General features: G+C 64.1%; 14 protein-coding genes and 1 pseudogene. 5 read left to right on the top strand and 10 right to left on the bottom strand.

What is annotated here, in order from left to right:
- The first annotated feature begins 194 nt into the window (after positions 1 to 194).
- Both ACFDR6_RS10665 and ACFDR6_RS10660 read left to right on the top strand, forming a co-directional pair.
- Positions 195 to 707, top strand: coding sequence for a ParB N-terminal domain-containing protein (locus ACFDR6_RS10665; protein WP_375858229.1), 513 nt, complete (start codon positions 195 to 197; stop codon positions 705 to 707).
- 340 nt (positions 708 to 1,047) lie between these two features.
- Complete coding sequence (locus tag ACFDR6_RS10660) at positions 1,048 to 1,545, top strand: DUF421 domain-containing protein (protein ID WP_375858228.1); 498 nt, start codon at positions 1,048 to 1,050, stop codon at positions 1,543 to 1,545.
- Here the strand turns inward: ACFDR6_RS10660 and ACFDR6_RS10655 are convergent.
- The 3 genes and pseudogenes from ACFDR6_RS10655 to ACFDR6_RS10645 all read right to left on the bottom strand — a co-directional run.
- Positions 1,520 to 1,663: pseudogene (locus tag ACFDR6_RS10655) on the bottom strand (GapR family DNA-binding domain-containing protein); the annotation flags it as partial. The gene ACFDR6_RS10660 and the pseudogene ACFDR6_RS10655 overlap by 26 nt on opposite strands.
- A 34-nt stretch (positions 1,664 to 1,697) precedes the next feature.
- Positions 1,698 to 1,934, bottom strand: coding sequence for a hypothetical protein (locus tag ACFDR6_RS10650; RefSeq protein ID WP_375858227.1), 237 nt, complete (start codon positions 1,932 to 1,934; stop codon positions 1,698 to 1,700).
- A gap of 70 nt (positions 1,935 to 2,004) precedes the next feature.
- Positions 2,005 to 2,310 (bottom strand): GlsB/YeaQ/YmgE family stress response membrane protein, encoded by a 306-nt coding sequence (locus ACFDR6_RS10645; protein ID WP_375858226.1) that lies wholly within the window; start codon positions 2,308 to 2,310, stop codon positions 2,005 to 2,007.
- 539 nt (positions 2,311 to 2,849) lie between these two features.
- On the opposite strand from ACFDR6_RS10645, the gene ACFDR6_RS10640 reads away from it, so the two are divergent.
- On the top strand, positions 2,850 to 3,554 hold the full coding sequence (locus tag ACFDR6_RS10640; RefSeq protein WP_317239693.1) for a DUF1236 domain-containing protein: 705 nt from the start codon (positions 2,850 to 2,852) through the stop codon (positions 3,552 to 3,554).
- Between the two features lie 163 nt (positions 3,555 to 3,717).
- Here ACFDR6_RS10640 and ACFDR6_RS10635 read toward each other — a convergent pair whose 3' ends face one another.
- On the bottom strand, positions 3,718 to 3,984 hold the full coding sequence (locus ACFDR6_RS10635) for a DUF2312 domain-containing protein (protein ID WP_061848285.1): 267 nt from the start codon (positions 3,982 to 3,984) through the stop codon (positions 3,718 to 3,720).
- 109 nt (positions 3,985 to 4,093) lie between these two features.
- Here ACFDR6_RS10635 and ACFDR6_RS10630 point away from each other — a divergent pair, with 109 nt between their 5' ends.
- A complete protein-coding gene (locus ACFDR6_RS10630) occupies positions 4,094 to 4,876 on the top strand; it encodes a class I SAM-dependent methyltransferase (RefSeq protein ID WP_375858225.1) in 783 nt (260 codons plus the stop codon).
- 178 nt (positions 4,877 to 5,054) lie between these two features.
- Here ACFDR6_RS10630 and ACFDR6_RS10625 read toward each other — a convergent pair whose 3' ends face one another.
- From ACFDR6_RS10625 to ACFDR6_RS10605, 5 genes are all read right to left on the bottom strand, one after another.
- Positions 5,055 to 5,336, bottom strand: coding sequence for a hypothetical protein (locus tag ACFDR6_RS10625; protein WP_212085796.1), 282 nt, complete (start codon positions 5,334 to 5,336; stop codon positions 5,055 to 5,057).
- Positions 5,337 to 5,584: 248 nt separating this feature from the next.
- On the bottom strand, positions 5,585 to 6,121 hold the full coding sequence (locus ACFDR6_RS10620) for a helix-turn-helix domain-containing protein (RefSeq protein ID WP_375858224.1): 537 nt from the start codon (positions 6,119 to 6,121) through the stop codon (positions 5,585 to 5,587).
- Between the two features lie 178 nt (positions 6,122 to 6,299).
- Complete coding sequence (locus ACFDR6_RS10615; protein WP_375858223.1) at positions 6,300 to 6,935, bottom strand: cell envelope biogenesis protein TolA; 636 nt, start codon at positions 6,933 to 6,935, stop codon at positions 6,300 to 6,302.
- Positions 6,936 to 6,970: 35 nt separating this feature from the next.
- Positions 6,971 to 7,375, bottom strand: a complete 405-nt coding sequence (locus tag ACFDR6_RS10610; RefSeq protein WP_212085802.1) for a VOC family protein — start codon at positions 7,373 to 7,375, stop codon at positions 6,971 to 6,973.
- A 207-nt stretch (positions 7,376 to 7,582) separates the two neighbouring features.
- A complete protein-coding gene (locus tag ACFDR6_RS10605; protein ID WP_375858222.1) occupies positions 7,583 to 7,942 on the bottom strand; it encodes a c-type cytochrome in 360 nt (119 codons plus the stop codon).
- 252 nt (positions 7,943 to 8,194) lie between these two features.
- On the opposite strand from ACFDR6_RS10605, the gene ACFDR6_RS10600 reads away from it, so the two are divergent.
- Positions 8,195 to 8,545, top strand: a complete 351-nt coding sequence (locus ACFDR6_RS10600) for a zinc ribbon domain-containing protein YjdM (RefSeq protein WP_375858221.1) — start codon at positions 8,195 to 8,197, stop codon at positions 8,543 to 8,545.
- Positions 8,546 to 8,551: 6 nt separating this feature from the next.
- Here ACFDR6_RS10600 and ACFDR6_RS10595 read toward each other — a convergent pair whose 3' ends face one another.
- Positions 8,552 to 9,472, bottom strand: coding sequence for a DMT family transporter (locus ACFDR6_RS10595; RefSeq protein WP_317239701.1), 921 nt, complete (start codon positions 9,470 to 9,472; stop codon positions 8,552 to 8,554).
- Positions 9,473 to 9,713 lie beyond the last annotated feature (241 nt).

Genomic DNA, 9,713 nt, shown 5'->3' with positions numbered 1-9,713 from the left:
CTCTCCGTCCTATCATGTGCGACTCGCGTCTCGTTCGACGTCGATCGATCGCACTTTCACGGCAATCGAGGCCAGCTTCGGTGATCATCAATACCCCGGGGCCGATATTTGCCCTTGCTGTCGCCCTCTGCCCTCCTAAACTCCCCCTTTCACCGGCATGGGTTCCGACGGGCCCGGAGACGCGGAGTTAGACTATGCCCAAACCGGAAAGCTTCCCGATCGAGACAATCTTCGTTCCCACGAAGCAGAAGAAGGCCATCAAGCCCGAGGTCGTCGCGGAGATCGCGGAAAGCATGCTGGACATCGGGCAACGGACCCCCATTTCCGTTCGGCGCGACGGAGACCGCCTCGTTCTGGTCGAGGGACTGCATCGGTTAGAGGCCTGCAAGGCGCTCGGCGAGACGACCATTCTCGGCGTCCTGGTTCCAGCGGAGACTGCTCAACATAAGCCGCTTCTCGCCGAGCGACCCGAAGTCGAGGCCGAGCGCATCAAGATGGCGCGATTGAAGCAATTGCGCCTGGAGAAGGAAGCCGCGGAAGCATCGACGGCGGCCCCGAGAGGCAACGCAACCCAAGCGCCGCGCGCAGGTTCGACGAAGGGCCTGCGTGGCAATCCGAAGACAGCACCTGTCCGGATCGTGAAATCGGCACCGAAGTCATTGTCGGCCTGGATCACGCAGCAAAAGAGCAGCGGCGACCGCTATTGATGATGGACGCCGTCATTCCGGGGCGCGCCCGCTTGGGCGCGAGCCCGGAATCCATCTGATGGCACGACGAGTGGCGCAATGGATTCCGGGCTCGCGCTTCGCGCGCCCCGGAATGACGGTGAGTTCTTGCGTGGTTGCCACCGCATGACGGCCGCAATCCTTCAATCGCGGCCACCTCTCCCTCACCGATCAACCGGCATTCTCGTGCCCACGCAGGCCGAAATCGCTGATCCAGCTGCACTGCACCGTCTCTGAGTGGGTTCCTGCAAGCGCACGGCGTTGGTCCATCAGGTCATCTAAACATGCTAGCAGGAAAGCTCCTGTTTAGATGCGAGGTCCCATGTTGAACTTCCAGCTGCCATGGCACGAGATCTTTGCCCCGACGCATTCGCTCCTGGAAATGCTCGTGCGGGGCACCATCATGTATTTCGGCATCTTCGTGTTGATGCGCCTCATCCTGAAGCGACAAACCGGCGGGATCAGCATCCCGGATGTGCTCCTCGTCGTCCTTCTGGCCGACGCCGCACAGAACGGCATGGCAGGTGAATACCGATCGATCACGGAAGGTCTGGTGCTCGTTGGCACCATCATCTTCTGGAACCTTGCCATCGATTGGCTCGGCTATCACGTGCCCTTCCTGGAGCGGCTTGTTCGGCCCCCGCCGCTCCTTCTGATCAAGAACGGCCAGGTCCTTCGCCGCCATTTGCGACAGGAGCTGGTGACGATGGACGAGTTGCTGAGCAAGCTCCGCGAAGAAGGCGTCGATAGCCCTGCGGACGTGATCGAGGCCTATATCGAAGGCGACGGCAACATCAGCGTGAAAAAGAAGGAAAAGTGACGCGCGACGTCGCGGCGGCCGGCGAGGCCGTCTCCATCGCGCGCATGTAGCGATCGAGCAGGGTTTCGCGCTCGTCGCGCTCGTTCTTGTCGTCCTTGCGCAGCTTGATGATCTGCTTGGGATTTCACGTCAGCTGCCCTTGGCGCCAGCGCTCAAATTCGGGTCCCGGCATCGCAACGCGTCGATATCTGAAGCTCCATCAGCGCCATGCGCTGCAGGACGATCGGGTCTCGCTCGCCCTCCTTCGCGGTGCGGAGTATCGATTCCGCGATCGCCTGAACGTGCGCGGAGCCGACCGGTGCAGGGAGTGACGCAACCGCCGCGTCCAGCGCCGCGTTCATCACCTCGATCGTTTCAGGCGAAAAGGATGCATTCGAGAAGTCTAGCATGGTGTCGGTCCGGAGGTCACCGCGCGCGCCTGCGTCTTGCCGGCGCGCGACGTCGCTGCTTCAACATGGCTCACCAGCGTCGCCCCCAACTCCCGCGCCAGCTGCTTCCCCATCCACCGCCACCGCGGAGCAGGCGGACGACGAGGAGCAGCAGGACCGCGCCTATGGTGGCGTTGACGATGGCGCTGATGATGCCGCTGCCAAGATGAACGCCGAGCTGAGGCAACAGCCAGCTGCCGAAAAACGCGCCGAGGATTCCGACAACGATATCACCGACGATCCCAAAGCCGGTGCCACGCACGATCTGGCCCGCCAGCCAGCCGGCGACCAGACCTACGAACAGGATGACCAAAAGGCTTTCGCTCGACATATGCATTTTGATTCCTCAATGGTTCGGTCGAATGACAGTTGAGCTGCGCAAAGCTGGGCGACCAGGGTCGTCGGACCTTGGGGCCATTGGTCGTGTCCAGCCGAGCTTTCCTTGCAGATCACCAGGCTGAAGCCACGGTTGATCTGAACGGCATTGCCGGGCTGTTCGGACAGTTTCCGGTTGGCGCGGACGGAGGATTCAGGCGCCGTGCCAGACCTGGCAAGCGAGTGCGATCCTTGTGTCGCTGCAGGGAGTCAGGATCGACGTTCGATCCCGCTTGCGTACATATTGCTAAATCAACATGCGCAAGGGCCGACGGTTCCGCTCGGCACAACTTATATTTGAATATTCTGATGGCGCTAAAGCCCTCGCCCGGGAATGATACCGCGAACGCCACTATTCTTCGATTTTTGCAGGCATTCCCGATAAGGCCGCATCAATCGTCATTAAACCACAAATAGAAACGGAACTTCGACCGGGCCGGCCCGTTTGCCCTCCATGGCTGACTCTCGTCGGCATCATACTTAATCGAATTGGAAAATCAGATGAAACATACTTTGATGGCTTCTGTCGCCGTTGCGGCCTTGTTTGCAGCGACCGGTCTTGCGATGGCTCAAGGCGGAGCAAAGGCTCCTGAGTCTCCCGCTGCCGTTGCGCCGAAAGCCGACAGCGCGGCACCGATGAATGCGCCCGCAGCAAAGGGCGCGCCCGATGCAAAGCAGCTCGGCGACGCAAAGGTCGATGGCAAGCCGAAGGCCGCGGAAGGAATGGCTCCGGCGACCACGTCGAAGGACGTGAAGAATTCGGCTTCCGAAACCAAGCCGACCGCCGACAGCAAGATGACCGGCGAGATGAAGGCCGATGGGAAGGCCGATGGGAAGGCAAAGGCGACTGATTCCGCCACCACGTCCAAGGACCTGAAGACGCCAACTGCGGAGGGCAAGCCTGCCGCACCGGACGGCAAGACGACCGGCAATGCCGCGACCACGGCGGTCGCCGCGCCTCCCGCCGAAAAGCGCACCCAGATCACTTCGGCCATCAAGCAGGAGAAGGTCGAGGAAGTCACCAACGTGAACTTCAACCTGTCTATCGGCACCGTCGTCCCGACAAGCGTCCGTTATCACCCGTTGCCGAGCCGTATCGTCGAAATCTATCCGGCGTGGCGCGGATACGAGTTCATCCTGGTGCAGGGCAGGTACGTCATCCTTCGTCCACACACCCACGAGATCGTCTATATCATCGAGGGCTAAGCGCAGTCCGACGGATCACGCACAAGATCGAGAGGGCGGCCCATGGCCGCCCTTTCGTCGTTCCGCCCGAGGCGATCCACCAGGCAGCTCTTGCCACGCCGCGAAGCGATAGCCGCAAGCCACCGATCGCGGCGACCTCTCCTCGCCGATCAACCCGATCGTCTCACGCCGCTTTCGCCTGCTCCGGCGAAGCCGTCTCCATCGCGCGCATGTAGAGGTCGAGCAGGCTTTCGCGCTCGTCGCGCTCGTTCTTGTCTTCCTTGCGCAGCTTGATGATCTCCTTGAGGATTTTCACGTCGAAACCCTCGCCCTTGGCTTCCGCGAAGACTTCCTTCTTCTGCTCGCTCAACTCCTGCATCTCCGTGTCGAGGTTCTCGATCCGCTCGACGAAGGAACGGATCTTGCCGCCGGGAATGGTGATGTCGGACATGGTGCCTCCTCGCTGACTGAGGTCGCGAAAATGCCCGCAAAGAAATAACCAATGTGTTAACCTCAGCCTCCTCCGCATAGTCCTGTGGAAAAGCCGAGGGAGCCGTTCCATGGCCGAGCTTCGCTTCGATGACGGTGCCGCCTATGAGCGGATGATGGGCGTCTGGAGCCGGTCGGTCGGCGAGATCTTTCTCAACTGGCTGAAGCCGGCACAGGGGCTGCGCTGGATCGATGTCGGCTGCGGCAGCGGCGCCTTCACCGAGCTCATCGTTGCGCGCTGCGCCCCCAGCGACGTGCAGGGCATCGACCCTTCCGAGGGACAGCTCGCCTTTGCCCGCACGCGGCCCGGCGCGCGCGGCGCCGTGTTTCAGACAGGCGATGCCATGGCACTGCCATTTGAGGCGGCAAGCTTCGATGCCGCGGTGATGGCCCTGGTTCTCGTCTTCGTGCCGGACCCCGCGAAAGGTGTGGCTGAACTGGCGCGGGTCGTTCGTCCCGGCGGGCTCGTCGCGACCTACATGTGGAATATGCTGGGCGGCGAATCTCCGCTCGATCCGATCCTCGACGAGATGCGCGCGATGGGGCTGTCGCCGACGCGTCCGCCGCATATGGAAGTGTCGACCCTTGCGGCGCTGCAGGACCTCTGGCGCGCGGCCGGGCTGCTGGAGCTCGAAACCCGCGAGATCACCGTGCAGCGGAATTTTGCCGATTTCGACGAGTTCTGGGCCGTGCAGACAAAGTCGCCCACCACCGCGCCTGTCATCGCGGCGATGCCGGCGGCCGATGTCGCCGAGCTCATGCGGCGCGTGAAGGCGCGTCTTCCCGCTGACGCGGACGGCCGCATCACCACCAGCGCCCGCGCGCACGCGATTAGGGGACGCAAGCCGGGGTGATATCAGCAGAGGGTTACGATGCTCGACCTGCTTGCGCGGTGTCGTAGGGTGGGCAAAGGCGCGCTTGCGCCGTGCCCACGATCTCTCCGGATCGGAAAAGACACGTGGGCACGCTTCCGCCTTCGCTCTTCGAGCTACGGCGGACAAGTCGCTTTGCCCACCTACGCGCTGTTGATTCCTACCACCAATACGGCCAGCGCCAGCCCTCGTAGCGGACATAGGACGGCACCAGCGGCGGGCCGTAGGGATCGACCTTGTCGTGTTCGGGGCGATAGCGATACCGCGGAACGACATTGTAGTCCCACGGCGTCGGCCGCAGCACGGGCGCGGTGACGATGAGGCGCTCTTGCGGCGCGCGGACGACGACGGCCTTGCGCGTCTGCGCTTCGGCGCCCGATGTTGCAAGGCTGCCCAGCACCAGGGCGGTTCCGAGCGCGCAGGCGGCGGTCATTTTTGTCATGCATTGGTCTCCTTCGTAGCGAGAGTGCAAAAGGACGCCGGGCAAGGCAAGCGAATTTCGTGTGAGACTTTTTCCGCGGCCATCCTTCGAGACGCCCGCTTTGAGCGGGCTCCTCAGGATGAGGGCGGAGTGCGCGGCAACAGCTTCGACAGCCGCGATGGCTGCTTAGCCTCATCCTGAGGAGACCGCGAAGCGGTCGTCTCGAAGGACGAGGCGCGCGCTCCGACGCTTGGGCGAGCGTAGCCCGCTTACGCCGCGTCAACCTCCTCCGGCACGGGCCCCGCCACGAGCCCGTCGAGACCGACCATCAGCAGATCCGCAATGTGCATCAACTGGTACAACGGAATGTCCGCCTCGCCCTGCTCGGCCAGCGCCACGAAGGCTGGCGTGACGCTGAGGCGCTCGGCGAGCTGGGCTTGCGTGTAGCCGCGGGTCTCGCGTGCGGCTTTGACGCGTGCGCCGATGCCGAGGCGATGCCGGGCCTGCTCGTCCGCGGTCATCATGGCGGCATGCTCGTCCACGCTGGCATAGCCGTCCGCGAACGCGCTGCCGATCAGCCTTTCCTTGCGCCAGGCAACGCGGCAGGCCTTGCGCAGGCCGCTCGTGAAAACAAGCGTGAACTCGTCGGCGACCCATGCCGAGCTGTTGAGCTGAAGGCGCGCGCCGCTGCCGGAAACATCGCGGATCGTGCAGGGCACGCTGACGATGCTGCCGCTGCCGTTGTTGAATTCGACGATGCCGGTCCGTAGCGTGTGATGCCTGGCGGCGGCGCGATAATCTCTCATGACAGCTCCCCAATGCCCGCGGCGGCGTCGCATGGCGCATCCGGCGCAGCCGCAATCGGGGCGAGACTATCGCAGAATTTTTTCCGCAGCTCCCAAGCTTGCTGCAGTTTGGTCGCGACCGGAGGCCATGGTAAAGGAATTCCTCCCGGGCGGCGCCTTGTGCGTTCCTGTCTGCCGATCACTCCCGCGCGCGGCGCAGTGCCTGCTGCAGCTTCATCCGCTGCTTGTCCCAACGGGCCTGCTCGGCCTCCGCGCGTTCGTCGAGCGCGGCGCGCTCGGCTTCGATCTTCTCCGCCTTCGCCTCGTGCTCCCGCCTCGCTTTGTCCAGCGCCACCTCGGCGGCGGCGACTGACTTGTCCCGGTGCGCGCGCGCCTTGGCGCGGGCCGCCTCCTCCCTGCGACGCTCGGCCTCGCGCCGCCGCTCCTCCTTCTCGAACGCGGCGGCGGCCTTGCGCGCGGCGCGATCGTCGATCTTGCGCGACGGCTTCTTCGCCGTCTTGGCCGGACGCTGCTTCGATGCCGACTTGCCTTTGGCCTTACGTTTCGGCTTGGCGTCGTCATCGGCGAGATCAGTCGGCAGATCGGCGCTCTCCGTGAACGGGCCATTCGAGCCGACCGGACGCCTGAGCACGACGCCCGGCTTCGCCATGGTCGCCGCGACGATGCCGGGATCGTCAGTCTCCGTCGCTGCGCCCTGATGGAACAGATTGGAGCTGGCGCCCCAGGCCTCGAGCGCCGCCTTCATCGAGGGCGCGGCGATCGCCTGGTCGAAGAACCCGAGCGAGGTCTGGTAGGTCTTCAGTTTCCTTGGCATGTCGTCCCGTCAGCGCGCGTCGATCGTAGCCCGAACTACGAACTTCCCAACAACGCGTCATACCCTTTCTCGCTGAACGCCAGCAGACAAAATCCGTGCCCGAACGGGTCCCCCAGCATCGCGATCCGTCCATAGGGCGCATCGATCGCCGGCACTTCCAGGATCGCGCCGGCGCGCACCGCGCGTTCGACGGCAGCATCGACATCGTCGACGACAACGTCGATATGCACCGGCGTCCAATGCCGCTCGTAGCGGCGGAGGTCGCCGCCCGCACCGACCGTTCCGATCCGCTTGGTCAGGAGATAGACAGGCGCGGGCCAGCCGAGCAGCTCGACGAAGTCAGCGCCGAAGCGGCGGCCGACCGTGAGGCCGAAGGCTTCGGTGTAGAAGCTGGTGGCTTTCGCAACGTCGGGGACGTCGATGTTGAGAAGGAAGGTCATGGCGGGCTCGTCACACGTTACGGGCGGAGGCTACGCATCGAGCGCCTGGACGTCGAGAGGGCTTTCACCGTGGCATCATGCGCCTGATTTGCCCGACGGCGCAAAAAGACTTCGGTATCGCCGAATCAAAATAAAATCTCTTGCAATTTCAATTGGATACCTACTGTGCATGGGGTTGTTTTCGCGAAATTTGGTTTGGCGGGCCCCTCATCTGCTCTTCAGGCTCAGGATATAGGCCGAAAGCGCATCGGCCTGCTCCGGCGAGATCACCAGATTCGGCATGTTCCGGTGGCTGGTGCGCCAGAACACCTTGAGCGACAGCGCGGTGGTGCCGCTGCGGTCGGCGATGGCCTGGAAGCTCGGGGCCTCGTCGAAGAAGTCGGTGATGCTCCGCTCGACCGCGTGACACGACTGGCACCACGCCTGCGCCAGGCGCTGTCCTTCGGCGGTCGTGCGCGAGGCAGGCCTCGGCGCCCCCGCGGCGGTGTGGACGACGCTGAAGAGAAACAGCGCCGACAGGATGATCAGGATGACGATGCCGATGGAGATTCGAACACTGTGCGACATCGCCAGACCTCACCGCGATTGACTCATCGCGCCAGCCTAGATTTGCAGCGCAAGGCCAGGTTGATCTGCGTCAAGCATGGCAGCCTGGGCTGGCTCTACGTGATCTTCGTCGCACTGTTTCGGTGACATCGCACCGGCAGACGATGGCGGCGCGATGTGCCGGCAGCTTTCCCTTGCTTTCCTGTTCTCGGCCCCTACGGTCGCGCCACGAACGAGGCGCCGAGACGAGATAAGGGTGAGACGAGACCTGCCATGACCGACACGATGAAATGCCCCGCCTGCAACTCCGAGCACGCCTACCAGGACCGCGATCTCTGGGTCTGTCCGGAATGCGGCCATGAATGGAGCGGGGCGGCGGAGACGGCCGCGGATGCGTCGCAGGACGCCGGCGTGCGCGATGCCAACGGCAATGTGCTCGCCGACGGCGACAGCGTCATCGTGATCAAGGATCTCAAGATCAAGGGCTCCTCCTCGGTCGTGAAGGGCGGCACCAAGGTGCGCAACATCCGCCTGCAGGACGCCAGCGACGGACACGATATCGCCTGCAAGATCGACGGCATCGGCGCGATGAACCTGAAGTCTGAGTTCGTGCGGAAGGCGTAGCCCGCGCTAGCTTTGCCGCTGCGCCAGGTAAAATCCGCACAGCACGGTCACGAGGCCCGCGGTCTGCAAGAGCGTCGGCGGCTCGCCGAGCAGCAGCCAGCCGGTGAGCAGCGTCAGCGCCGGCACGCAGGCCGGAAACACCGCGGCGCGGGCCACGCCGAGGCGCTGGACCGAGACGGCGTAGAGATACAGCGCAGCGGGGCCCGCGAGCACGCCCTGCGCCAGCGCCTGGATGGCGTTCTCGGTAAGGCCGATCGCCGCGACATGGGCAAGGCCGACGGTCGCGATGTAGACCGGCAGCAGCAGCAGCGACAGCACGTTGATGACCAGCGCAGCCGACACGGCGGAGACGCGCCAGTGCCGCAGCGATGCGCCGAAGCCGGCGAACATCAGTCCCGTCAGCACGAAGATCAGATCGCCCAGCACGCCGTCGGCACCGATATGGCCGATCGATTCCGCGCCGATCACACCGAGGCCGCCGACGATGACGATCGCGCCGGCAAGGCGCGAGACGGAGATATGCTCCTTCAGCAGCAGTGCTGCGAGCAGCAGGCCGCCGAGCGTTGCGCAAGAGGGCTGGATCACGCTGCCATGGCCGAGCGGCACGAACAGGAAGCCGGTGTAGGAGATCAGCGACATCACGGGGCCGCCGAGCACCATCAGCACGAGGCCCCTGCTCCAGCCGATGCCACAGAGATCACTGAGGCCGGCGCGCAGCACCAGCGGCAGGAACGCGATTCCCGACCAGACATAGCGATGCACCAGCAGATCGACCGGCGTGAAGCCGACCTTGAGCCCATGCCGCGTGCCGGCAAAGCCGAGCGCCCAGAACAGCGCTGCGGCAAGGCCGCAAGTTACGCCGAGCAGGGCCGGCACTGCATCGTCGTTCCGAGAAAGAGCGCCAGCGCCGCTCGTCCGCTGATCCATGGATCAAGCGTTATGCCGGCGCGCCGGCCGGCTCAACCCTCGCGGCTGCAGGGCTGGCACGCGACGAAATAGAAATACAAGGCTTCTGCAGTCCGGCTGCGCGCGCGGAGAGCTTGGAAAGATCCCGGGCTGCGAGTCTCAGATCGGGTATCGGTGTCAATCACCGCGCCGGGATATTGAGCACGATCCTGCACCCGCGATCCGCGAGCAGCGCCGATGTAGAAGACGTCGGGCGAGGCAG

Origin of the sequence: Bradyrhizobium tunisiense (genome assembly GCF_042263385.1) — a bacterium.
Taxonomy (GTDB): Bacteria; Pseudomonadota; Alphaproteobacteria; order Rhizobiales; family Xanthobacteraceae; genus Bradyrhizobium; species Bradyrhizobium tunisiense.
The sequence above is the reverse complement of the archived record's forward strand: the minus strand, read 5'-3'. Positions and strand labels throughout refer to the sequence as shown.

Bases quoted from the DNA above. Each gene is read 5' to 3' on its own strand.
- ACFDR6_RS10600 (WP_375858221.1), top strand. From the start codon at position 8,195: ATGACCGACACGATGAAATGCCCCGCCTGCAACTCCGAGCACGCCTAC.
- ACFDR6_RS10630 (WP_375858225.1), top strand. From the start codon at position 4,094: ATGGCCGAGCTTCGCTTCGATGACGGTGCCGCCTATGAGCGGATGATG.
- ACFDR6_RS10605 (WP_375858222.1), bottom strand. From the start codon at position 7,942: ATGTCGCACAGTGTTCGAATCTCCATCGGCATCGTCATCCTGATCATC.
- ACFDR6_RS10665 (WP_375858229.1), top strand. From the start codon at position 195: ATGCCCAAACCGGAAAGCTTCCCGATCGAGACAATCTTCGTTCCCACG.
- ACFDR6_RS10660 (WP_375858228.1), top strand. From the start codon at position 1,048: ATGTTGAACTTCCAGCTGCCATGGCACGAGATCTTTGCCCCGACGCAT.
- ACFDR6_RS10640 (WP_317239693.1), top strand. From the start codon at position 2,850: ATGAAACATACTTTGATGGCTTCTGTCGCCGTTGCGGCCTTGTTTGCA.
- ACFDR6_RS10645 (WP_375858226.1), bottom strand. From the start codon at position 2,310: ATGCATATGTCGAGCGAAAGCCTTTTGGTCATCCTGTTCGTAGGTCTG.
- ACFDR6_RS10625 (WP_212085796.1), bottom strand. From the start codon at position 5,336: ATGACAAAAATGACCGCCGCCTGCGCGCTCGGAACCGCCCTGGTGCTG.
- ACFDR6_RS10620 (WP_375858224.1), bottom strand. From the start codon at position 6,121: ATGAGAGATTATCGCGCCGCCGCCAGGCATCACACGCTACGGACCGGC.
- ACFDR6_RS10615 (WP_375858223.1), bottom strand. From the start codon at position 6,935: ATGCCAAGGAAACTGAAGACCTACCAGACCTCGCTCGGGTTCTTCGAC.
- ACFDR6_RS10635 (WP_061848285.1), bottom strand. From the start codon at position 3,984: ATGTCCGACATCACCATTCCCGGCGGCAAGATCCGTTCCTTCGTCGAG.
- ACFDR6_RS10595 (WP_317239701.1), bottom strand. From the start codon at position 9,472: ATGGATCAGCGGACGAGCGGCGCTGGCGCTCTTTCTCGGAACGACGAT.
- ACFDR6_RS10610 (WP_212085802.1), bottom strand. From the start codon at position 7,375: ATGACCTTCCTTCTCAACATCGACGTCCCCGACGTTGCGAAAGCCACC.
- ACFDR6_RS10650 (WP_375858227.1), bottom strand. From the start codon at position 1,934: ATGCTAGACTTCTCGAATGCATCCTTTTCGCCTGAAACGATCGAGGTG.